This window comes from Pseudomonas sp. GW-45 (assembly GCF_056896675.1).
On sequence record NZ_CM167674.1, the window covers coordinates 2,917,737 to 2,939,760 of the forward strand.

Annotated in this window: 18 protein-coding genes; 10 read left to right on the forward strand and 8 right to left on the reverse strand. The window is 56.5% G+C overall.

Going from position 1 to position 22,024, the window contains the following annotated elements; all coding sequences use genetic code 11:
• Positions 1 to 117: 117 nt before the first annotated feature.
• Genes AC1XYH_RS13510 through AC1XYH_RS13520 form a run of 3 tightly spaced genes read right to left on the reverse strand, consistent with a single transcriptional unit; the run spans position 118 to position 5,855 of the window.
• On the reverse strand, positions 118 to 1,536 hold the full coding sequence (locus tag AC1XYH_RS13510) for an efflux transporter outer membrane subunit (protein ID WP_483323687.1): 1,419 nt from the start codon (positions 1,534 to 1,536) through the stop codon (positions 118 to 120).
• A complete protein-coding gene (locus AC1XYH_RS13515) occupies positions 1,533 to 4,670 on the reverse strand; it encodes an efflux RND transporter permease subunit (protein ID WP_483323688.1) in 3,138 nt (1,045 codons plus the stop codon). Before AC1XYH_RS13515 ends, AC1XYH_RS13510 begins: the two co-directional genes overlap by 4 nt.
• 6 nt (positions 4,671 to 4,676) lie before the next feature.
• Positions 4,677 to 5,855, reverse strand: coding sequence for an efflux RND transporter periplasmic adaptor subunit (locus AC1XYH_RS13520; RefSeq protein WP_483323689.1), 1,179 nt, complete (start codon positions 5,853 to 5,855; stop codon positions 4,677 to 4,679).
• Between the two features lie 194 nt (positions 5,856 to 6,049).
• On the opposite strand from AC1XYH_RS13520, the gene AC1XYH_RS13525 reads away from it, so the two are divergent.
• The gene (locus AC1XYH_RS13525; RefSeq protein WP_483323690.1) at positions 6,050 to 6,697 is read left to right on the forward strand and encodes a TetR family transcriptional regulator; all 648 of its coding nucleotides are present in this window, start codon (positions 6,050 to 6,052) and stop codon (positions 6,695 to 6,697) included.
• Here the strand turns inward: AC1XYH_RS13525 and AC1XYH_RS13530 are convergent.
• From AC1XYH_RS13530 to AC1XYH_RS13540, 3 genes are read right to left on the reverse strand one after another with little or no spacing between them, the layout of a single operon-like run.
• Complete coding sequence (locus tag AC1XYH_RS13530) at positions 6,694 to 7,566, reverse strand: ChaN family lipoprotein (protein WP_483323691.1); 873 nt, start codon at positions 7,564 to 7,566, stop codon at positions 6,694 to 6,696. The genes AC1XYH_RS13525 and AC1XYH_RS13530 overlap by 4 nt on opposite strands.
• A 7-nt stretch (positions 7,567 to 7,573) precedes the next feature.
• A complete protein-coding gene (locus tag AC1XYH_RS13535; protein WP_483323692.1) occupies positions 7,574 to 8,338 on the reverse strand; it encodes a heme ABC transporter ATP-binding protein in 765 nt (254 codons plus the stop codon).
• Positions 8,338 to 9,384 carry a FecCD family ABC transporter permease gene (locus AC1XYH_RS13540; RefSeq protein ID WP_483323693.1) on the reverse strand — a complete coding sequence of 349 codons (1,047 nt, stop codon included), beginning with the start codon at positions 9,382 to 9,384 and terminating at the stop codon, positions 8,338 to 8,340. Before AC1XYH_RS13540 ends, AC1XYH_RS13535 begins: the two co-directional genes overlap by 1 nt.
• 314 nt (positions 9,385 to 9,698) lie before the next feature.
• Here AC1XYH_RS13540 and AC1XYH_RS13545 point away from each other — a divergent pair, with 314 nt between their 5' ends.
• Positions 9,699 to 10,031 (forward strand): Rieske (2Fe-2S) protein, encoded by a 333-nt coding sequence (locus AC1XYH_RS13545; RefSeq protein ID WP_483326385.1) that lies wholly within the window; start codon positions 9,699 to 9,701, stop codon positions 10,029 to 10,031.
• A 4-nt stretch (positions 10,032 to 10,035) separates the two neighbouring features.
• On the opposite strand, the gene sfsA is transcribed toward AC1XYH_RS13545, so the two are convergent.
• Complete coding sequence (gene sfsA, locus AC1XYH_RS13550; RefSeq protein ID WP_483326386.1) at positions 10,036 to 10,737, reverse strand: DNA/RNA nuclease SfsA; 702 nt, start codon at positions 10,735 to 10,737, stop codon at positions 10,036 to 10,038.
• Complete coding sequence (locus AC1XYH_RS13555) at positions 10,737 to 11,915, reverse strand: pyridoxal phosphate-dependent aminotransferase (protein ID WP_483323694.1); 1,179 nt, start codon at positions 11,913 to 11,915, stop codon at positions 10,737 to 10,739. Before AC1XYH_RS13555 ends, sfsA begins: the two co-directional genes overlap by 1 nt.
• Positions 11,916 to 12,133: 218 nt before the next feature.
• On the opposite strand from AC1XYH_RS13555, the gene dksA reads away from it, so the two are divergent.
• From dksA to panB, 8 genes are all read left to right on the forward strand, one after another.
• Complete coding sequence (dksA, locus tag AC1XYH_RS13560) at positions 12,134 to 12,577, forward strand: RNA polymerase-binding protein DksA (protein WP_483323695.1); 444 nt, start codon at positions 12,134 to 12,136, stop codon at positions 12,575 to 12,577.
• A gap of 65 nt (positions 12,578 to 12,642) precedes the next feature.
• Positions 12,643 to 13,539 carry a tRNA glutamyl-Q(34) synthetase GluQRS gene (gluQRS, locus tag AC1XYH_RS13565; protein ID WP_483323696.1) on the forward strand — a complete coding sequence of 299 codons (897 nt, stop codon included), beginning with the start codon at positions 12,643 to 12,645 and terminating at the stop codon, positions 13,537 to 13,539.
• Between the two features lie 92 nt (positions 13,540 to 13,631).
• Positions 13,632 to 13,808, forward strand: a complete 177-nt coding sequence (locus AC1XYH_RS13570; RefSeq protein ID WP_090475058.1) for a hypothetical protein — start codon at positions 13,632 to 13,634, stop codon at positions 13,806 to 13,808.
• Positions 13,792 to 16,743, forward strand: coding sequence for a sensor histidine kinase (locus AC1XYH_RS13575; protein ID WP_483323697.1), 2,952 nt, complete (start codon positions 13,792 to 13,794; stop codon positions 16,741 to 16,743). The genes AC1XYH_RS13570 and AC1XYH_RS13575 overlap by 17 nt, the downstream gene beginning before the upstream one ends.
• 34 nt (positions 16,744 to 16,777) lie before the next feature.
• A complete protein-coding gene (locus AC1XYH_RS13580) occupies positions 16,778 to 18,217 on the forward strand; it encodes a sigma-54-dependent transcriptional regulator (protein WP_483323698.1) in 1,440 nt (479 codons plus the stop codon).
• A 914-nt stretch (positions 18,218 to 19,131) separates the two neighbouring features.
• Positions 19,132 to 20,502 carry a polynucleotide adenylyltransferase PcnB gene (locus tag AC1XYH_RS13585; RefSeq protein WP_483323699.1) on the forward strand — a complete coding sequence of 457 codons (1,371 nt, stop codon included), beginning with the start codon at positions 19,132 to 19,134 and terminating at the stop codon, positions 20,500 to 20,502.
• The gene (gene folK, locus AC1XYH_RS13590; protein WP_483323700.1) at positions 20,502 to 21,032 is read left to right on the forward strand and encodes a 2-amino-4-hydroxy-6-hydroxymethyldihydropteridine diphosphokinase; all 531 of its coding nucleotides are present in this window, start codon (positions 20,502 to 20,504) and stop codon (positions 21,030 to 21,032) included. Before AC1XYH_RS13585 ends, folK begins: the two co-directional genes overlap by 1 nt.
• A gap of 197 nt (positions 21,033 to 21,229) precedes the next feature.
• Positions 21,230 to 22,024, forward strand: a complete 795-nt coding sequence (gene panB / locus AC1XYH_RS13595; protein ID WP_483323701.1) for a 3-methyl-2-oxobutanoate hydroxymethyltransferase — start codon at positions 21,230 to 21,232, stop codon at positions 22,022 to 22,024.

The window sequence follows — 22,024 nt, forward strand, 5'->3', positions numbered from 1 at the left end:
GCATTTTTTTGCCTGCAATTCAGCCCCCCTTTGATCCAATCTTGTTATCGAAAGCGCCCATAAAAAAACGCTGATACCCCGGCGGGAGATCAGCGTTTTATTTACCGCTTTAGCGAATCAGGTTTCCGGCTCGCGCTGCTCCGGCTCCTGCTCTTCATACCAGCCACCACCCAGCGCCTTGAACAAATTGACCTCACTGATCAACTGGCTCAACCGGTCAGTCACCGCACCCTGGCGCACATCAAACAACTGGCGTTGCGCGTCAAGCAGCGTCAGGTAGCTGTCAATACCGGTGCGGTAACGACGCTCAGCCAAACGGTAATAATCTTCGCTGGTCTCCAGCAACGCACGCTGAGCAGCTACCTGTTCAACGTAGGTTTCACGCGCTACCAAGCCATCCGCAACTTCCTGGAAGGCAGTCTGAATGGCACCTTCATACTGCGCCACTTGCTGGTTCTTGATGATTTCAGCGTAGTCGAGGCTGGCTTTCAAAGCTCCAGCGCGGAAGATCGGTATGCTAATACTTGGAGTAAAACTCCAGTACTCGGAGCCGCCGTCAAAAAGCCCATCCAGGTCGCTGCTGGCCGTACCGCCAGCACCAGTCAAACTGATACTCGGGAAGAACGCGGCTTTGGCGGCACCGATACTCGCGTTGACTGCCAACAGTTGGTACTCAGCCTCAAGAATATCAGGACGCTGATATAACACTTCAGACGGCAAGCCAACCGGTAACTCGGCCAGCAGCTCTTCGTTTAACGAAGCACTTTGTACCGGCAGACGTGGCGCAGCCTGACCCAGTAGCGCAGTCAGCGCATTACGATCCTGGGCAACAAACCGGCGATACTGCGCAAGACTAACGCGGGCTGTTTGTACCGAGCTACGCGCTTGTGACAGCTCCAAGGACGACGCTACGCCCACCTCGAAACTTCTGGAGGTAAGCGACAGACTCTCTTCAAAAGCTTTCAGCGTCTCTTGAGTCACTTCCAGCAAGGCTTGGTCCGCCTGCCAAGTGAAATAAGTACTCGCAACATTAGCTACCAGACTGATCTGCACGCCACGTCGCGCTTCGTCACTAGCCAAAAACTCTTGCAGAGCCTGCTCACGGAGGCTGCTGATGCGCCCGAACAAATCCAGCTCCCAGGACACACCGACTGTGGCCGAATACTGACTGGTAATCATGCTGCTGTTACCGTCGGCCAAATCTGCCGGCAAGCGCATACGGCTGCCGTCGCCGTTAATATCCACTTGCGGATACACATCGGCACGCTGAATACCGTAAAGCGCGCGATTGGCTTCCACATTCAACGCAGCAACGCGTAAGTCACGATTGTTTTCCAAAGCCACACCAATCAGACGCTGCAGCTCCGGGTCCTTGAAGAAAGCCTGCCAGCCGATCAGCGCTGTGTCAGTTGCTGTTGCTTCATCGCCGGTTTCCCACGCGGACGGTACGGGTGCTTCGGGCCGTTGATAATCAGGAATCAGCGAACAACCACTCAGGGCGGCCACAACCGCCAAGCTCAATAAACAGCGCTTCACTGTTGCTCCTCCTTCACATCCGTCGCCGGCTTTTCTTTACCCTTGAACAGATTGGTCACCATCACATAGAACAACGGCACCCAGAAAATCGCCAATACGGTGGCGGTCATCATGCCGCCAATCACACCGGTACCAATTGCGTGCGAACTACCTGCGCCCGCGCCAGTAGCCAAAGCCAGCGGCACAACGCCCAGCGTGAAGGCTAGCGACGTCATTACGATCGGACGCAAGCGCAGACGGCAGGCTTCTACTGCCGCATCAAAGATGCTCATGCCTTCTTCATGCAAATCCTTGGCAAACTCTACGATTAGAATCGCGTTCTTTGCGGTCAAGCCGATGGTTGTGAGCAGGCCAACCTGGAAGAACACATCGTTTGACAGCCCCCGACCCAGTGTCGCCATCAAGGCACCAATCACCCCGAGCGGCACAACCAGCATTACCGCCAACGGAATCGACCAGCTCTCGTAGAGCGCTGCGAGACACAGGAATACTACGATCAACGACAAGGCGTAGAGCGCGGGCGCCTGATCGCCGGACAGACGTTCCTCGTAAGACAGCCCTGTCCAGGCAATACCTACACCCTTGGGCAGTTTGGTTGCCATCTCTTCAATTGCTGCCATCGCATCGCCGGTGCTATAGCCAGGCGCAGGTTCACCTAGCACCTCCATCGCGGAAACGCCGTTGTAACGTGATAATTTGGGCGAGCCGTAAACCCATTCTCCACTTGCGAAGGCACTGAACGGCACCATTTCGCCAACGTCATTGCGCACAAACCACTTCTGCAAGTCTTCCGGATTCATTCGCGCTTCGGCTTCACCTTGCAAATACACCTTCTTCACTCGACCACGGTCGATGAAGTCGTTGACGTAACTGGAGCCCCAGGCAATCGACAGCGTCTGATTAACGTCGGCCAAGGACAAGCCGAGCGCACGCGCCTTCTCATCATCCACCAGCAATTGATACTGCGGTTGATCATCCATGCCGTTAGGACGAACGCTAGCCAGCACCGGGCTCTGGGACGCCATACCCAGCAGCTGGTTGCGCGCCTGCATCAGCACCTCATGACCTACGCCGGAATTGTCCTGCAGGAATAAATCGAAGCCGGTTGCCGTACCCAATTCCATTACCGCAGGCGGCGCAAAAGCGAACACCATGGCATCACGGAAGCCAGCAAAATGCTGCTGCGCACGCTGGGCCAGAGAGAACACATCTTCTCCATCACCCCCGCGCTCTTCCCAAGGATGCAAACCAATAAACGCAAGACCTGCATTCTGCCCCCGACCCGCAAAGTTAAAACCGGTCACGGTAAATACAGATTTAACGGTGCTGGACTCCTCCTCCAACAGATAAGTACGCATGGCATCGACTGTCTGCTGCGTACGCTCTGCACTCGAACCCACCGGCGTCTGCACTTGTGCAAACAACACGCCCTGATCTTCATCGGGTAAAAACGCTGCAGGTAAGCGGGTAAAGAGAAAGATCATCAGGCCGACGATCAGCAAATACAGAATGAGATAAGGCGTTTTGCGAGTCAGGATGCTCGCCACACCCTTTTCGTAGCGATGGATACCGCGATCAAAGGTGCGATTGAACCAGCCAAAGAAACCGCGTTTCTCGTGGGATTGCCCTTTAGGGATCGGTTTGAGGATGGTCGCACACAGCGCCGGTGTGAATACCAAAGCAACCAGCACCGACAAGCCCATAGCGGAAGCGATGGTGATCGCGAATTGCCGGTAGATGACCCCGGTGGAACCGCCAAAGAATGCCATCGGCAGGAATACTGCAGACAACACCAAGCCTATGCCCACCAGCGCACCCGATATTTGCTGCATCGATTTACGGGTTGCTTCAAGTGGTGATAAGCCTTCTTCGGCCATCACCCGCTCCACGTTTTCGACCACCACAATGGCATCGTCCACCAACAAACCGATGGCCAACACCATGGCGAACATGGTCAGGATGTTGATACTAAAGCCGAACAACGAGAGCACGCCAAACGTACCCAGCAATACGACTGGCACCGCCAGTGTGGGAATCAAGGTGGCGCGGAAGTTCTGCAGGAACAGATACATCACCAAGAACACCAGCACAATGGCTTCTAACAGCGTATGCACCACGCCCAAAATGGACTCAGCGACCACCGGCGTGGTGTCGTAGGGGTATACGATTTCCATGCCTTCAGGGAAGAAGGGTTCCAGACCAGCGATGGTGGCACGAATGGCTTTGCCGGTTTCCAGCGCGTTGGCACCCGTCGCCAGCTTAATCGCCAAGCCCGAGGCGGCCTTGCCGTTAAACAAAGCAGAAATACTGGCATCCTGTGCGCCGAGTTCGACTCTAGCTACGTCTTCAAGGCGTACCTGTGAGCCATCGCTCTGCACTTTAACCAGAATTTTGCGGAACTCTTCCGGCTTTTGCAGGCGCGTTTTACCCAAAATGGTGGCGTTCAGCTGTTGCCCAGGCACCGCTGGCAAACCACCAAATTGACCAGCAGAAACCTGCACGTTTTGCGACTGTATGGCAGCACTAACATCCATTGGTGTCAGATTGAAATTGGTCAGCTTGGCGGGATCGAGCCAGATACGCATGGCGTACTGCGCACCGAAGACCTGGAAATCACCTACCCCGGCGGTCCGCGAGATCGGGTCTTGAATATTGGACACGATATAGTCAGACAAATCGTCGCGATTCATGCTGCCGTCTTGCGACACAACACCAATAACCAGCAGAAAGTTACGTACAGCCTTGGTTACCCGGATGCCTTGTTGCTGTACTTCCTGCGGCAATAGAGGGGTGGCCAGCTGCAGTTTGTTTTGCACCTGCACCTGCGCGATGTCGGGGTCAGTGCCTTGCTCAAAGGTCACCGTAATAGCCATGCTGCCATCGGAGTTACTCTCCGATGAGATGTAGCGCAGGCCATCGATACCGTTCATTTGCTGCTCAATAACCTGTACCACAGTGTCCTGCACTGTTTGTGCAGAGGCACCTGGATAGGCCACGGAAATCCCTACAGCGGGAGGCGCGATACTCGGGTACTGGTTAATCGGTAGTTTGAGCAGAGATAGACCGCCGATCAACATAATGACCAACGCGACTACCCAAGCAAAAATAGGGCGATCGATAAAGAAACGAGACATGGGCGGTTACCCTTCCTGGTCGGCGGTAGACGCTTTTTCATCTGCGTCAGATGACCCTGGCTTCGGCTCTTCAGAGACGTTGGTAGCCGGTGAAACAGTCACTTCAACACCCGGCTTCACGAACTGCAGACCCTCAGTGATCAAACGATCACCGTCGTTGAGCCCAGAGTTGATCAGCCAGCGATTACCGACGGTACGCTCAGTTTCCACTTCACGCCGTTCCACTTTATTCTCGGCATTAACCACCATGGCGGTAGCTGTGCCACGCGGAGTGCGGGTAATACCCTGTTGGGGAGCAAGGATCGCGTCGCTCTTGGTACCCGCAATCAGCTGCGCGTGTACAAACATGCCCGGCAGCAAATATTCGTCAGGGTTAGGGAAAACCGCGCGTAGCGTCACCGAACCGGTGCCCGAATCGACTGACACTTCAGAGAACTCCAGCTTTCCGTCCAGCGGATAAACGCTGCCGTCTTCCAGCTTCAAGACCACCTTGGCAGCGTTATCGCCGCTACGCTCCAGCCGGCCCGCCTCAAGGTCACGACGTAGATTCAGCATGTCGCGCGCAGGCTGGGTAACATCGACATAGATAGGATCAAGCTGCTGAATAGTCGCCAGCTCCTGTGATTGCCCATTGCTTACCAAGGCGCCCTCACTGACTGCCGAGCGACCGATGCGGCCGGAAATCGGCGCCAGCACCTTGGTGTAACGCACATTGATGCGCGCCTGGTCTAACGCTGCTTGCGCCTGCAAGCTGCTCGCCCGTGCTTCGTCAAACTCCTGCTGACTGACAGCGCGCTCCTTCACGAGGATGCCGTAGCGCTCTGCCAATGAGCGGCTGGCCAGGTTGCTGGCCTCAGTGCTCTTCAGGGTTGCCTGATAAACGTCGTCATCAATTTGATACAACTGCTGGCCTTCCTTGACCACAGCACCTTCGTCAAATAAGCGCTTCTCGATAATGCCGTTTACCTGTGGCCGTACTTCAGCAATGCGGTAAGCGGTGGTACGACCCGGCAGCTCGGTGGTCAGCAAAAAGTGTTCAGCCTGGAGGGTCACCACACCCACTTTAGGCGGACCTTGCTGGGCGCCGCCAGCGCCTTGCTCTTGATCTTGGTCTTGGCAGGCACTGATCAACAAGGTGATGGCTAGTAAGGGAATCAGTGCAGCGTAAGCTGGCTTGACCGGCATGGGAAAACCTCGTGAAGGCAGAATATTTGATCTTTAACCGAAACACTCGCTCAGCACAAAGCGAGAGACAGCGATAATGGCGGACAATATACTTACATTCATTAATGTTTGTAAGTACTTTTCAGCATCAGTTAACATTAGCTCACAAACCAAGTCCTCGCGGGCTTAGATCACTCGATACGCACTGGAAGAACATGGTCAGACGCACCAAAGAAGAAGCTTTTGAAACCCGCCAAAGCATCATTGATGCTGCGGAACAATGCTTCCATGAAAAAGGCGTTTCACGCGCCTCACTGACCGATATTGCGCAAGCCGCCGGGGTTACCCGCGGCGCCATCTACTGGCACTTTCAAGACAAGGCTGACTTACTGGATGCCCTGTTTCAGCGCATCAACATGCCCCTGGAAGCACTCAGTGAAGCGACCCGCAACCCAGATGAACCTCATCCACTGGAACTCTTCCGCGAACTGCTGACGGAGGTATTCCGCCGCGTAGAGTCAGACCCGACCACGCGCCGGGTCCATGAAATCATTTTCTTGAAATGCGAATACACCGATGAGCCTTGCGGCCCGAAGAAACACCTGCAAGCCATGCGCCAGGAACACGACAACCAGCTGCTGACCACCCTGCGACTGGCTATCGCGCGGGGAGAATTACCCAGCGATCTGGATATCGAATTGGCGCTGCTTTGCGTACACAGCTTCATTATCGGCGTTATCAATCAATGGTTAATGGTGCCTAGCAGATTAAGCCTGAGCGAGCGCGCCAGCGAGGTAGCCGATGCCATTCTGGATATGCTGAAACTGAGCCCCGCTATGCGCACAGGCAAGGCAGCGTCCTAATTCTGACCCCATTGGGCACAGTAATCCTGCTCCGGTAACGCCGGAGTTAGCCATACGAAATCAGCTTGTTCCGTCCCTGGCAACTGACCCTGTCCGGCTTCAAGCAAAAGCACCACAGTCGGAGTTTCACCCCGCTGCTGCTGCCAGTGCAGCGGCATACCGAGGTCACGCCGTGCGTGATAAGCACCCGCCAGCAGCAAAGCCGGCGTTGGCGCCTCAGCCAGCGCCCTCGCCATCTGCTCGTCGCGCCCCTGCTGAATGGCCAACATGGACGGCATACGTTCCGCGCCCAGCTTGCCGCAATGGCTATCCAGCAGCGTTTGCTCCAGTTCGGCCCGAGCTGCAGCGGAGTAACGCGCACTGACCGGCGGTGGCTTGCGGTAACGGTGCAGCATCTGTTGCTGCCCCAGATTGCCAGCCAACAAGCGCTGCGGCACCTGCAGGCCCCAGCTCACCAAAGGGCTATAAAGCGACCAGTCCCAGCCTGATTGCCAGTTCAGTTGCTCCTGCAACAATGACGAGTCAGGCAGCGGCTGGCCTTGCAACGCGTTCACCGCTGCCTGTTGGCTCGGCTCCAGCATCTCCATAATTAACGCAGCCTGCGGACGTCTCTCCTGCAATTGCTCTAGTAGCCAAAGCTGTAATTGATGGTGATCCGGATTATCGTGTTTCTCACCCACCACCACGTGGGCGCTCCTCGCCAGCGCAGTCACCAGTTGATCGGCAGGCAACCAGCGCTGAGCGTGGGTATCCCACACTTGCCCCAGATGGGGCGCATCGAGACCCTTCGTGGCCCGCCAAGCAGGCAACTGTTCAGCCTTCAGCGAGAAAGACGCGCAAACCAGCAAAACCAACAGCAGCGTTCTCATTAATACCTCAAATAATAATCAGCGGGCTATCTTGCATCGGATGCTTCTCGATTCGCACCTCAACCCCGAATACCTCAGCTATGCGCTCCGCGCTCAACACATCCCAAGGCGCACCCAACGCGCCGATGCGGCCTTCGTGCAACAACAGCAGTCGATCGGCATAACGCGCAGCCAGATTAAGGTCGTGCAACACAACCACTACCGCGAGGCCACGCGCAGCCATATTGCGCGCTTGTTGCAAAATTAACTGTTGATGAGCGAGGTCCAGCGACGCCGTTGGCTCATCGAGCAACAAACAGCCCTGTTCTTCCGCGTCCCAAACCTGCGCCAGCACGCGCGCCAGGTGCACGCGCTGTCGTTCGCCCCCGGATAGCGACAAGTAGCTGCGCTCACGCAGCTGAACCACATCGGTGGCTTCCAACGCTTGATCAATGATCAGCTCATCCTGGTGCCGCCCAGTGGCATGTGGCAGGCGTCCCATGGCCACCACTTCTGCCACGCTGAACGGAAACGCCAATGATGAACTTTGCGGCAGTACCGCCATTCTTCTTGCCCGCTCCTGCGCAGACCAACTACCGAGCGCCCGGCCGGCCAGTTCGACACTGCCCCTGAGCGGCGCCAACTCCCCGGTCAGGCTGGCCAACAGGGTGCTTTTTCCGGCGCCATTGGTGCCCAGCACCGCCAACACCTCGCCAGCGTTTAACTGAAAGGAAATGCCCTCGAGGATCCGCCTCCCGCCGCGCGCGCAATCCAACTCATCGACTCGCAGCATCAGACGCCTCCCCGACGCTGCGCGCGCATCAGCAAGGTAAGAAAAAACGGCGCGCCCAGCAGCGCGGTAATGATGCCCAGCGGTAATTCAGCGGGCGCGACTACAAGACGCGCACCCACGTCAGCCAGCACTAGCAAGCCAGCCCCAAGCAACATGGATGCCGGCAGCACGCGACGATGATCCGCGCCCAGCAGCAAGCGCACCAGATGCGGCACCACCAGTCCGACAAAACCAATCAGCCCTGCCATCGCCACGCAGGCACCCACGCCTAACGCCGTCAACAGAACCAGTTCGCGCTTGACGCGCTCGACATCCACGCCCAGATGACGGGCCTCCGACTCACCCAACAGGAGTGCATCCAGAGCTTTGGCTTGCAATGGCAGCCGCCACCAGACCAGAGAACAACAGAACGCCAAAACCGCCACACGCTGATAGCTGGCAGCACCCAGGGAGCCCATATTCCAAAAAGTTAGGGTACGCAGCATGGCATCATCCGCTAGGTAACTGAGCAAGCCGATGACTGCGCCGCTGATTGCGGCTATCGCGATCCCGGCCAGCAACATACTGGCCACTGATGTGCCCTGTACTGATTGCCCCAGACGATAGACCAACCAGGTGGTAGCGACGCCACCGAGGAAGGCGCCCAGCACAGTCGCATATGGCAACACAAAAGCCGGTACGCTCGACAACAGAGCACTGCCCAATACGATGAATAGCGCCGCGCCCAACGCCGCGCCGCTGGAGACCCCGATCAAGCTCGGATCAGCCAGTGGATTACGAAACAGGCCCTGCATACCCGCGCCGGTCAACGCCAGAGTCGCACCAACCAAGATGGCCATCAGCGTACGCGGCAAACGAATGTGTTCGATGATTAACACTTGGTCCGCCGGTAGCTCGGCAGCCGTAAAACGGCGCGACAACACACGCAAGGTATCGTCGAGCGGAATAGCAACCGGGCCCAACGCTAGCGACAACAGCACCGCAACCAGCAGCAGAGCCAGTAGCAACAGCGTCACCACGGGCTTGAAGCGGTAAACCGTTATCATCTTTATTCCTTACTTTCTTAAATCCTGTGGGCAGTCAGCGCTGCGCCAGCAGAAACACAGCTGCTTGGCATAACTAACTCAGCATCTCGACAACCGCCGGAGTAACACCACCGAACAGCACCCGCCACCGCACTATCCTGGCTTTACGTGATAGTTATCAAGCGTTGCGGGCGCAGCGGCAACGCCCGTTATGTGGAGTAGTGATGAGGCGCGCGTTACCAACGGATTGTACATGCTGTCACCAAGAACGGAGGCCGAAAATGTGTCGTGACAGCAAGCTGGTCAAGCATGCAAGCGGCAGCGATAATTGGCGGATGACCGATCACAATACCCCCTCCCCGCTTTGTCATCTGGATGAGCTTCCGCTGCACGGCAGCAAAGGCTTCCTACACCAGGGCCAGGCTTTGTTCGCCGTGCGCCAAGGCGAGCAGGTTTTCGTTTACGAGAACAACTGCCCACATCGTGGGGTGCCGTTAGAATGGGTGCCTGATCAGTTTCTCGACAGCTCTGGCCGGCTGATTCAGTGCGCCACCCACGGGGCCTTGTTCTTGCCGGAGTCAGGCGAATGTGTCGCCGGCCCCTGCGTGGGGCAGTCATTGCGGCAATTGCCTTGCTACATCAGCCATGATCAGCTCTGGGTCGGCTGACCGGTTAAAGAAGTACCGGTAACTCACCCCGCACCTGCAACCCCTCCGGTGTAGGCCAGACTGACCACGCCAGCACCTCGACTCCCGCCGCTACAGCCGCCCGCAACAAACGCCCGTACTCAGGGTCAATTTCATCGGCGGGCCGCACCCGATCAATGCCCGAATGCATCACACAAAATAATAGGCATGCCCGCCGGCCACTGGCGGCTATTTCAGTCAACTCAAGCAGATGCTTTTGCCCGCGCGTGCTGACCGCATCCGGAAAAGCGCCCTCCCCCCTACCCAGCGCCAGCGTCACGCTCTTAACTTCAACAACGCACTCGCCCGGTTCAGACAAAAGAAAATCAAAACGACTACCGCCTTTGCGCAAGCTCACCTCAGCTCGTTGCTGCGCGTATCCAGCCAGTGGGGTAATCAAGCCAGCCCGTAACGCCGCCGCTATAACTTTATTTGCCCGTGCACTGTGGATACAAGCTAGCTGCCCCGGCGCCACTTCGACCAGCTCCCAACCACCCGGCAGCTTACGCCCCGCCTTGCTTTCCAATCGCACCCACACCCGGTCGCCGGGCTGACCGCAGTTGCGCATGGAACCGGTGTTCGGGCAATGCACCGTGAGCTCACGCCCATCCTCCAGCTGCACGTCGGCGAGAAAGCGCTTGTAGCGCTTGATCAAGTGCGCGGGAGTGAGTGTCACTTCAAAAGGAATTAACATGCTGGCCAGCTGCGCAGCGCGCGCGCCAAGCGTTCAACGCCTTGTTCCAAACGTTCTAACGAGGTGGTGTAGGCAAATCGTAAGTGTTGATCGGCGCGATGATGACCAAAATCCAGCCCAGGTGTGAGCGCCAGAAACTCGGTGTCAATCACGTGCTGACACAGCTGCTGACTATCACCACCAAGCCCCTGCATATCGGCATATAGATAGAAGGCGCCCTGCGGCGTCACCGGAATACTGAAGCCCAGCTCCCGTAGCGCAGGCAACAAAAAGTCTCGACGTACCTGAAAGGCATGCCGGCGCACTTCGCAAATTTCTCGACTTTCCTCGCCAAAAGCCGCCAAAGCGGCTTGCTGCGCCATGTGTGGCGCGCAGATATAGAGGTTTTGTGCGAGTTTTTCCAACGAAGGCACAGCTGCTTCCGGGGCGATCAGCCAGCCGAGCCGCCATCCGGTCATGCCGAAATACTTAGAGAAACTGTTCAGCACGAAAGCATCGTCTGCCACATTGAGTACCGAGCAGGCGTCCACCCCATAGGTGAGGCCGTGGTAGATCTCATCGACAATTAATTCGCCGCCCAAGCGCCGGCAGACTGAAGAGAGCGCCGCCAACTCTTCGCGCTCAAGCAGTGTGCCGGTGGGGTTGGCAGGAGAAGCCGCCAGCACCGCCACACAGTCGCTGTCCCAGTGCTGCTCGATTAGCTCGGGCGTTAACTGGTAACGCGTTTCCGGCCCAGTGGGCACCAGTACTGCACGTCCTTCAACCAAACGGAGAAAGTGCCGATTGCAAGGGTAAGCAGGATCGGCCATCAATACTTTTTTGCCGGGTTCTACTAGCAATGCGCTGATTAATAACAGCGCTGCAGAGCCCCCCGGAGTTACCACAACTCGGGCGGGGTCAAGCGCTATACCATAGCGCTGCGCGTAGAGACCGGCGATAGCTTCGCGCAGTGCTGGCAACCCTAGCGCTGGCGTATAGCCAGTGCGCCCATCGGCCAGCGCTTGCTGCCCGGCACGGATGATAGGCTCGGGAGTAGTAAAATCCGGCTCGCCGATTTCCATATGGATAACATCCCGCCCCGCGGCCTCCAGTGCACGCGCCCGCGCAAGTACAGCCATGACATGAAAAGGCTGAATTTCCTGAACCCGCTGGGCCCAGCGATGCTGAGACATATAAAGCCTTGAACTAACTGAATGTGCCACGATCATACCGTGCCAGACGCAGCTCTGCAGGACCGAGAATACCAGCCGGCACACCTTCTGGCGCTAAACAGTAGCGCAGGTGGTCAGGTTCTGGTAGCTTTGCCCGCTTGCAGGCCACTGGCCAAATAATTCAGGTCGTTTTGTGGGTCCTGAAACAGGAAGATCGAGCAAAAAGTGAGGCGGTTCTCATGCCCAGCAATGCCAAGCAAAAAACATCTATGTTGATCCGTGGCTTCGTCCCTTATGTAGGCAAAAAGGGCGAGGAATACATGAACGAGCAGCAGCTCGAGCATTTCGCCGGCATCCTCAATACCTGGAAAAAGGAATTGATGGAAGAAGTCGATCGCACCGTGCACCACATGCAGGACGAAGCGGCCAACTTCCCAGATCCGGCCGACCGTGCCAGCCAGGAAGAAGAGTTCAGCCTGGAGCTGCGCGCCCGTGATCGCGAACGTAAACTGATCAAGAAGATCGACCAGACATTACAGCGCATCGAAGAAGACGATTACGGCTTCTGCGACTCCTGTGGTGTTGAAATCGGTATTCGACGTCTGGAAGCACGCCCTACTGCCACCCTCTGCATCGATTGCAAGACGCTGGCAGAAATCAAGGAAAAGCAGGTCGGCAGCTAAGCCTCACCTGTGGTCCGCAGGCTGCCCAGTGCAGCCTGCGCTCATTCCCCGCTTGACCGGCCGATATGCACTCAGCAACTCCCTACATCGGACGCTTCGCTCCTACTCCCAGTGGCCATCTACACTTTGGCTCTCTATCAGCGGCACTCGCCAGCTATCTTGATGCGCGCCACCAGCAAGGCCGTTGGCTAATTCGCGTCGAAGATCTGGATCAACCACGCAGCATCCCCGGCGCCAGCGAACACATCATCGAAACCCTGGCATGTTATGGCATGTACAGCGATGGCGAGATTATTTTCCAGCAAGATCGGCTGGCCACGTATCAAGCACAAATAGAACAGTGGCTGACAACCGGCCAAGCCTATTACTGCGATTGCTCCCGTCGTCAGCTGGCTGAGTTTAACGGCGTTTACCCCGGCACTTGTCGGCATCGCCAGTTACCGGCCGCGGCAGATCATGCAGTGCGCTTGATAGCACCAAAGCAGCCGCTCACCACACTGGATCGCCTGCAGCCGCCACTCACCCAGGATCTGGCCGCCGCGCTGGGGGATTTCATTATCCGTCGTCGTGACGGCATCTATGCCTATCAACTGGCCGTGGTGCTGGATGACATCGCGCAGGGTGTGACCGATGTTGTACGCGGCGCCGACCTGCTCGACTCGACGCCGCGCCAACAATGGATCTACCAGTTACTCGGCCAACCCTTGCCGCGCTACCTGCACATACCTTTACTGCTGCGCGCCGATGGCGAAAAGCTGAGCAAACGCTTGGGTTCAACGCCGCTAGATCCTGCCCAAGCCCAAAACGAGCTATTCCTCGCACTGCAAGCACTGGCCCAACAACCACCGCTAGCATTGCGTAATGCAAACATTGCCGAGCAACTGGAATGGGCTATCGCACACTGGCGGCCACAACAGCTCAGCCCCATCCAAAGCCTGCAACAAGACAGTCTGTTTGACTGACACCCTTGGCAAGGAGCAGCCGCCTGATTACCATCAGTGCCTGACTCATGCGGCCCAGCGCACCAAGGCCGCCCGCAACCCAACGGATACCCATGTATATCTACCGACTGGTACTGCTGCTGGTAATCGGTATCTACCTGTTTTCCCCAGCCATCATGGACTGGTGGATAGAGCCCCAGGGTGCCTGGTACCGTCCCTATGTGCTGTGGCTGATTCTGATCATCGCCGGCATGCTGCTACAGAGTCCAAAAGATGCCGATGAGCTTTGAACTGAGTCAGCTACTGCTGATCAGTATTGTTTACCTTATTCTGCTATTTGGCGTCGCTTGGATTACCGAGCGGGGCTGGCTGCCACGTGCAGTCTTGCGGCATCCGGCGACCTATACGCTGTCGCTAGGGGTATACGCCAGCGCTTGGGCCTTTTACGGCACCGTAGGCCTGGCCTACCAATATGGCTATGGCTTCCTAACCTACTATCTGGGCGTCTGCGGCGCGTTTTTGCTGGCCCCGGTACTGCTCAGCCCAATCCTGCGTATCACCCGCACCTACCAGCTGTCGTCACTCGCCGACCTATTCTCTTTCCGCTTTCGCAGCACCTGGGCAGGCACCCTAACGACGCTGTTCATGTTGATTGGCGTATTACCGCTGCTGGCTCTACAGATTCAAGCGGTGGCCGATTCGGTACAGATACTCACGCAGGAATCCGGCCAAGGCACAGTTGCGCTGGGTTTTTGTGTGCTGATCACGCTGTTCGCCATTTTATTCGGCGCGCGACATATATCTGCGCGCGAAAAGCACGAGGGGCTGGTTATCGCCATCGCCTTTGAATCACTGGTCAAACTGATATCCATCGGTGCTATCGGACTGTACGCACTCTTTGTGGTATTTGACGGGCCGTCAGGACTACAGCTTTGGCTCGACAGCAATCAGGAAGCACTCAAAACCCTGCATACCCCATTGCAGGAGGGCCCTTGGCGGACGTTGCTGCTGGTGTTTTTCTCTGCCGCTTTCGTGATGCCACACATGTACCACATGGCCTTTACCGAAAACCTGAATCCGCGCGCACTGGGCACCGCCAGTTGGGGCTTGCCACTATTTCTCCTATTGATGAGCCTAGCGGTGCCGCCGATCCTCTGGGCCGGCCTACACCTCGGTGTGCCGACTAACCCCGAATACTTTTCGTTAGGCCTGGGCGTTGCTGCGGGCTCCGAGTGGCTATCGCTGCTGGCCTTCGTCGGCGGGCTGTCAGCGGCTAGCGGCCTGATCATCGTGGTCACCTTGGCACTCTCGGGCATGGTGCTCAACCACATGGTGCTACCGCTCTATCAACCCAGTGCCGATAACAATATCTACCGCTGGCTGCTATGGACGCGGCGAACCTTGATAGCGGCCATCATCATGGCCAGTTACGGTTTCTATCGGCTGCTCGGTGCCGAGCAGGATCTGGCCAATCTAGGCATTGCTTCCTTCGTTGCGACCGTGCAGTTTTTGCCCGGCACGCTCTCGGTACTCTACTGGCCGCAAGCCAATAGGCGCGGCTTCATTAGCGGCCTGATCGCGGGCATGCTGGTCTGGGCATTGACGCTGCTGCTGCCGCTCGTTACCAACATGCCTGAGCTAAGATTGTTTGGTCTTACACTGAGCTTCAATGCTGACACGTGGCATTTGGCAGCCATCAGCTCACTGGCGGTCAACGTTGTTGTGCTGACGCTGATCTCATTATTCACCAAACGCAGCAATGAAGAGCAAAGTGCCGCGGAAGCGTGCTCGGTCGACAATGTCAGCCGTCCACAGCGCATACAACTAATGGCCTCCTCGCCACAGGAGTTCGCCCAGCAGCTGGCCAAACCACTCGGTAACAAGACTGCGCAATACGAGGTGGAACAAGCGCTGAACGACCTCAAGCTGCCCTTCGACGAGCACCGCCCTTATGCCCTGCGTCGGCTACGCGACCGCCTCGAAGCCAACTTGTCGGGGCTGATGGGTCCTTCCGTGGCGCAAGACATCATTGAAACCTTTCTGCCCTTCAAAATGGGCCGCGATGGTTATGTGACCGAAGACATTCACTTCATCGAGAACCGGTTGGAAGACTACCACTCGCGCCTTACGGGTCTTGCCGCTGAGCTGGACGCCTTACGCCGCTACCATCGCCAGACCCTTCAGGATCTGCCTATGGGCGTGTGTTCGCTGGCACAAGACAATGAGGTTTTAATGTGGAACCGCGCCATGCAGGCGCTAACCGGCATCGAAGCAGATAGCGTGATTGGCTCGCGCCTCGCCAACCTGCCAGCCCCGTGGAGTGAGCTGCTCGGACGCTTTGTCGAGGATCAATCCTCTCACCTGCATAAACAGAAACTCTTGGTAGCCGGACAAACGCAGTGGCTCAGCCTGCACAAGGCGGCGATTGATGAGCCCGGTTACGTTGGTGGTAGCGGCCTCGTGCTACTGATCGAGGACCAGACCGAAAACCAGATGCTGGAAGAAGAGCTAATGCACTCTGAGCGCCTGGCTTCCATTGGCCGCCTGGCTGCCGGGGTTGCCCACGAGATAGGCAACCCGATTACCGGCATCGCCTGCCTTGCGCAAAATTTGCGCGACGAGTCAGAGCAGATTGAAGCGCGCGAAGCCTCCGAGCAAATCATTGAGCAGACCCGTCGCGTCTCGCGCATCGTGCAATCACTGGTCAATTTCGCCCACGTCGGCAGCCGCCATCAAAACCCCAACGAAGACGTGGACTTAGCGGCGTGCACCAACGAAGCCGTTCACCTTCTCTCGCTCAACCGTCAGGGCCCCGAGGTTAAGTATGTTAACCTCTGTGATCCTGCACACCGAGCATCCGGTGATTCACAACGATTGGTGCAGGTGCTGATCAACCTGCTGGGCAACGCTCGCGACGCCAGTCAAAACGGTGACAGCATCACGATAAGCACCCAGCAAAACGAGCATCAGGTACTGCTGCAGATCGAGGACCAGGGCAGCGGAATCGACAAGGAAATTATGGATCGCCTGTTCGAGCCCTTCTTCACCACCAAGGAGCCGGGGACAGGAACCGGGCTTGGATTGGCACTGGTTTACTCCATCATCGAAGAGCATTATGGGCAGATAACTATCGACAGCCCGATTGAGCATACACCCCAGCGCGGCACCCGCTTCACCATTACCTTGCCGCGTTACAGCAATATCAGTAACGGCCCCAACGCATGAAGTTTCAATTGGCGCCGTCACGTATGAGGTTTACATGTCACACATACTGGTAGTTGAAGACGAAGCCATTATCCGTACCGCCGTTAAGCGGCTGCTGGAGCGGCACCAATACCAGGTCAAGGAAGCCGGCTCCGTTGCAGAAACGGAGCAATACGATCTCACATCGTTCGACCTGATCATCAGCGACCTGCGGTTACCGGGCGAACCCGGCACCGAAATGATCAAGCGTGCGCCTGACACCCCAGTGCTGATCATGACCAGCTATGCCAGCCTGCGTTCGGCAGTGGACTCGATGAAGCTAGGCGCGGTGGATTACATTGCTAAGCCGTTTGATCACGATGAAATGGTCGAAACCGTGCAGCGCATCATTGCTGCCCGTAGTCAGCGTGAACAGGCCCAAGCGAGTAGCACCCCAAAGGCAGCCCCCAGCAAGCCAGCCAGCTCTGCGCCAAAAGCGCCTGCTACGCCCGGTGAAGGCCATGACATGGGCATCATTGGCTCCTGTGAATCCATGCAGACGCTGTTCAAACGCATCAGCAAAGTCGCGCCTACCGACTCCACCGTGATGATTCAGGGTGAGTCCGGCACCGGTAAAGAACTGGTTGCCCGTGCTATGCATGAGCGCTCACAACGTGCCAAAGCGCCCCTTATTTCGGTTAACTGCGCGGCCATTCCCGAAACATTGATCGAATCCGAGCTGTTTGGCCACGAGAAAGGCTCCTTTACCGGCGCCACTGCCGGTCGTACCGGTCTCGTGGAAGCCGCTGACGGCGGCACTTTGTTTCTCGATGAGATCGGCGAATTGCCATTGGAAGCACAGGCCCGCCTGTTGCGGGTACTGCAGGAAGGCGAGATACGTCGCGTCGGCTCAGTGCAGTCACATAAAGTCGACGTGCGGCTGGTAGCCGCAACGCACCGCGATTTAAAAACCATGGCGCGCCAAGGGCTGTTTCGCGAAGACTTGTTCTATCGTTTGAACGTCATTGAGCTGCGTCTGCCACCACTGCGCGACCGTGGCAAAGATGTCGTCCTGATTGCCGAGGCGCTGCTTCAGCGCGCTGCCATCAGCACCAATCAGCAAGGCCTGTTTTTTAGCGACGACGCCCGCCACGCGATTCTCAATTACACCTGGCCCGGCAACGTGCGTGAGCTGGAGAATGCCATCGAGCGCGCTGCGATTCTCTGCGATCACGATGAAATCACAGCCGACCTGCTCGGCATAGAGCTAGACGCCGAGTACGAGCGCGCCTCAGAGGCTGCGAATGCACTACAAAACATGCAGCACGATGACAGGCCCGGACAGGAGCCAGCTGAAGACTTGTCGCTCGAGGATTACTTTCAGCACTTCGTGCTTGAGCATCAGGAGCACATGACCGAGACCCAGCTGGCGCATAAATTAGGCATCAGCCGCAAATGCCTTTGGGAGCGCCGCCAGCGCCTCGGCATGCCACGCAAGAAAACCGCCAACAGCTGATCGGCCCCGCCTCTCATCATCTTTAAAATAGCGCTATCGAATTCATTCGTGGCGCTCAATTCCAAGTAAGCAGGCCTTGCGCCAGAGCGGTTTTCTGCTCAGGTAACAGCCAAAGGCCAGCAAGTGTTACCTGTTACCCACCCCAATCTGCCAAAACTGTTACCGCACGGCGTGTGCGAGGTAACACTTTTACGAGGTTTACGGTAACAACTGGAAGAGTAGCGAGGGCGGCTAAACCTTGAATATTTACCAAGCAGCTGATTTTAAAGGGATTTAAAAAGTTGGCACGACGAATGCTATATATCTCGTACAACAATAATAAAAACCAAACCTAATAATAAAAATAATATTCGACTCCACAGACAATAAAAATAAAACGTGCGAGACGCATCAAACTGATTTTTTTGGAGAATAGCAGTCAGGTCGCGAGCAGGATGCTCTATTGGACAAGAGAAAAATAAAAGTTGCCTAAGCAACCTACCGTCCACAGTCACAAGAAGGCCGACACTGAACCTAAGCTTCCAAAGCAATCCGTTTGTTTTTGACAACCCGAGATGGGTTAATCAAATAGCGGCATTTGCCGCTGCTGTCTAAAAGAAAAATTATAGCTCTGATAATAACAACAATAAAAAATACCATTAGGGGGAGTGAATGCTCCCCTTGAGCTTTATCTCCCGCTTCACTCTCGAACTACCCTCCAGCTGCACATCCTAGTTCCATATCCTATTGTTCCTTACCTTTCAAGCCATTTCAGGCTAGAATGCTCGTCTATTGAGTCAATTCAGCGAATGTCCGAACGCCGCCACACGGCTGTTCCCTAGCAAAGGGCTGACCCTCATACATTCATTTTACTGTCCTCTGCCGACAACATTACGGTAGCGGGGCATTGACGGACTGTTGGAAAACCAACCTTTATGATTCGGAAGCTGTTGCAGAAAATACCCTCCCCGTTCGGCTTGCCACAGCGCAAGCGAACCACCCCGACTGTCATCCCTGCTAGCCAGCACAGCTTGCGTCGCGAGCGCCTGAGCCGGCATGCAGTCACCGTGGTGGAGCGTCTGCAACAGGCAGGCTATCAAGCCTTTGCCGTTGGTGGCTGCGTGCGTGATCTACTGTTAAATATCGAGCCCAAAGATTTTGACATCGCAACTAGCGCCACACCCGAGCAGGTACGCGCCACCTTCCGCAACTCGCGACTGATCGGCCGTCGCTTCAAGCTTGCGCACGTGCACTTCGGCAGAGAAATCATTGAGGTGGCCACCTTCCGTGCTAATCACGAAGAAGAAGCCAACGCAGAGCAATCGCGGCAAAGTGAATCTGGCAGACTGCTGCGCGACAACGTTTACGGCACCTTTGAACAAGATGCACAACGTCGCGACTTCACTATCAATGCGCTTTATTACGATGTCACCAGCGGCCAAATCCATGATTTCGCCAACGGCGTACACGACATCCGTAACCAGCAAATACGCCTGATCGGCCAGCCTGAGCAGCGCTACCAGGAAGACCCTGTACGCATGCTCCGTGCGATCCGCTTTGCCGGCAAACTGGGCTTCGAGATAGAACCGCACACCGCCGCCCCGATCGAATCCTTGGCGCCCCTGTTGCACGACATTCCTGCCGCGCGCTTATTCGACGAAGTGCTTAAATTGTTAATGAGTGGGCAAGGGCAAAATACCTTTGATCTGCTGTACCAATATGATCTCTTCGCGCCGCTGTTTCCGGATACCGACGAGGCAATTATTGATCGTCCAGACTACACCCTGACTCTGGTACGCCAAGCCTTGGCCAATACTGACGAGCGCATTGCTCAGGGTAAGCCGGTGACCCCAGCTTTCCTGTTCGCCGCATTACTCTGGCCAGCGCTACCACAGCGCGTGCTGGATCTTGAAGCGCAAGGTATTCCAAGCATTCCGGCGCATCAGCAGGCCGCACAAGAGCTGCTTTCCGAGCAGTGTCGGCACACAGCGATACCCAAGCGTTTCAGTATTCCCATGCGCGAGATTTGGGATTTACAGCCGCGCCTTGAACGCCGCAGCGGTCGGCGTGCTGATCAAATGCTCGAACATCCGCGCTTCCGCGCTGCCTACGACTTCTTACTGTTGCGCGAAAGCGCCGGTGAGCAAACCGATGGCCTTGGCGATTGGTGGACGCGCTATCAGGATGCCAACCCAGACCATCGCCGTAGCATGATTCGCGACCTTGGTGGCGACAAAAGCGGCCCAAAAAAATCACGCTCGCGTTCACGTCGCAAGCCTCGCAACAACGCTCCGTCGGATAGTTGATGACCCGCTGTTACATAGGCTTGGGCAGCAATCAGGCTGACCCGCAGGCGCAGGTCAATGCTGCCTGCGTCGCGCTCGCTCGAATCCCTCTGACACGCGTAGTTGCCTGTTCATCACTCTATCGCAGCAGGCCTATGGGACCACAGGACCAGCCTGCCTACATCAACGCCGCTGTTGCTTTGCACACCGACCTCAACGCAGAACAGTTGCTGGATAGCTTGCAACAGATAGAACAGCAGCAAGGCCGCGTGCGTAAGGCTGAGCGCTGGGGCCCACGCACATTGGACCTGGATATCCTGCTGTTTGGTGAAGAACAAATCAGTACTGCGCGACTGCAGGTGCCTCACTACCACATGCATGCTCGTGCTTTTGTGCTCTACCCCCTCGCAGAACTGCAACCTGAACTGCAAATGCCCGACGGCACACCCCTGCAACAGCTGCTTAATGACTGCCCGCGCGGTGATCTAGAAACATTGCCGGTTTTTATACAACAGCTTGATGCACAAACAGGCTTGACACCCAACGGCTGACACGTAGGATGCCGTTCTCTGTCGAACCCATTGCGTTATGCTTCACCGCAGATGGTTCGACCGGTTTTTTGCGGCACCAAGACTATACTCATCAGGTTCACACAATCCTGAGTATCCAGAGCGATGCCGTGCGGGTAATAACAGCCGCATCGCCCACTGAACCGGCGCCTCTGTGAGGCCGAATACTGGAAACTGCTATGCCTGACGTAAACCTGACCACGCTGAACAAGCTCAAGCAGAACGGCGAGAAGATCGTCTGCCTTACTGCCTATGATGCGACCTTTGCCCATGTAGAAAGCGTTGCCGGTGTCGAAGTGATTCTGGTTGGCGACTCGCTGGGCATGGTCTTACAAGGCCACGACAGCACCTTGCCGGTCAGCGTCGCGGATATGGCTTATCACACTCAAGCGGTCAAGCGCGGCAATCGTGGCGCACTCATTATGGCTGACCTACCCTTCATGGCCTACGCCACCCTGCACGACGCCCTGCGTAACAGCGCTCAGCTGATGCAGGCCGGTGCTCACATGGTTAAGTTGGAAGGTGCCGGCTGGCTGGCGGAGAACGTCAGCATGCTGAGCCGCAATGGAATACCGGTCTGTGCGCATTTGGGGCTGACGCCGCAAACCGTCAACATCCTCGGCGGTTACAAGGTACAGGGTCGCGAAGAGGCACAAGCCAAGGCACTACTGGACGACGCTGTGGCATTGGAAGCTGCCGGCGCCAGCATGCTGCTACTCGAATGCGTGCCTTCTGCTTTGGCAAGCCAAATAACCGCTGCGGTGAGCGTTCCGGTGATCGGTATCGGCGCTGGTAGTGGCACCGACGGCCAGGTATTGGTGATGCACGATTTGCTCGGGCTATCCATCAGCGGACGCTTGCCACGTTTCGTGAAAAACTTCATGATCGGCCAGGCAGATATAGCGAGCGCGATTAGCGCCTATGTCAAAGCCGTCAAACAGGTTGAATTCCCAGCAGCTGAACACGAGTTCTGA

What these genes read in the sequence shown, in the direction of transcription:
- AC1XYH_RS13515 (WP_483323688.1), bottom strand. Translation starts at nt 4,670, where the DNA reads ATGTCTCGTTTCTTTATCGATCGCCCTATTTTTGCTTGGGTAGTCGCG.
- AC1XYH_RS13520 (WP_483323689.1), bottom strand. Translation starts at nt 5,855, where the DNA reads ATGCCGGTCAAGCCAGCTTACGCTGCACTGATTCCCTTACTAGCCATC.
- AC1XYH_RS13525 (WP_483323690.1), top strand. Translation starts at nt 6,050, where the DNA reads ATGGTCAGACGCACCAAAGAAGAAGCTTTTGAAACCCGCCAAAGCATC.
- AC1XYH_RS13530 (WP_483323691.1), bottom strand. Translation starts at nt 7,566, where the DNA reads ATGAGAACGCTGCTGTTGGTTTTGCTGGTTTGCGCGTCTTTCTCGCTG.
- AC1XYH_RS13535 (WP_483323692.1), bottom strand. Translation starts at nt 8,338, where the DNA reads ATGCTGCGAGTCGATGAGTTGGATTGCGCGCGCGGCGGGAGGCGGATC.
- AC1XYH_RS13540 (WP_483323693.1), bottom strand. Translation starts at nt 9,384, where the DNA reads ATGATAACGGTTTACCGCTTCAAGCCCGTGGTGACGCTGTTGCTACTG.
- AC1XYH_RS13545 (WP_483326385.1), top strand. Translation starts at nt 9,699, where the DNA reads ATGACCGATCACAATACCCCCTCCCCGCTTTGTCATCTGGATGAGCTT.
- AC1XYH_RS13555 (WP_483323694.1), bottom strand. Translation starts at nt 11,915, where the DNA reads ATGTCTCAGCATCGCTGGGCCCAGCGGGTTCAGGAAATTCAGCCTTTT.
- dksA (WP_483323695.1), top strand. Translation starts at nt 12,134, where the DNA reads ATGCCCAGCAATGCCAAGCAAAAAACATCTATGTTGATCCGTGGCTTC.
- gluQRS (WP_483323696.1), top strand. Translation starts at nt 12,643, where the DNA reads ATGCACTCAGCAACTCCCTACATCGGACGCTTCGCTCCTACTCCCAGT.
- AC1XYH_RS13570 (WP_090475058.1), top strand. Translation starts at nt 13,632, where the DNA reads ATGTATATCTACCGACTGGTACTGCTGCTGGTAATCGGTATCTACCTG.
- AC1XYH_RS13575 (WP_483323697.1), top strand. Translation starts at nt 13,792, where the DNA reads ATGCCGATGAGCTTTGAACTGAGTCAGCTACTGCTGATCAGTATTGTT.
- AC1XYH_RS13580 (WP_483323698.1), top strand. Translation starts at nt 16,778, where the DNA reads ATGTCACACATACTGGTAGTTGAAGACGAAGCCATTATCCGTACCGCC.
- AC1XYH_RS13585 (WP_483323699.1), top strand. Translation starts at nt 19,132, where the DNA reads ATGATTCGGAAGCTGTTGCAGAAAATACCCTCCCCGTTCGGCTTGCCA.
- folK (WP_483323700.1), top strand. Translation starts at nt 20,502, where the DNA reads ATGACCCGCTGTTACATAGGCTTGGGCAGCAATCAGGCTGACCCGCAG.
- panB (WP_483323701.1), top strand. Translation starts at nt 21,230, where the DNA reads ATGCCTGACGTAAACCTGACCACGCTGAACAAGCTCAAGCAGAACGGC.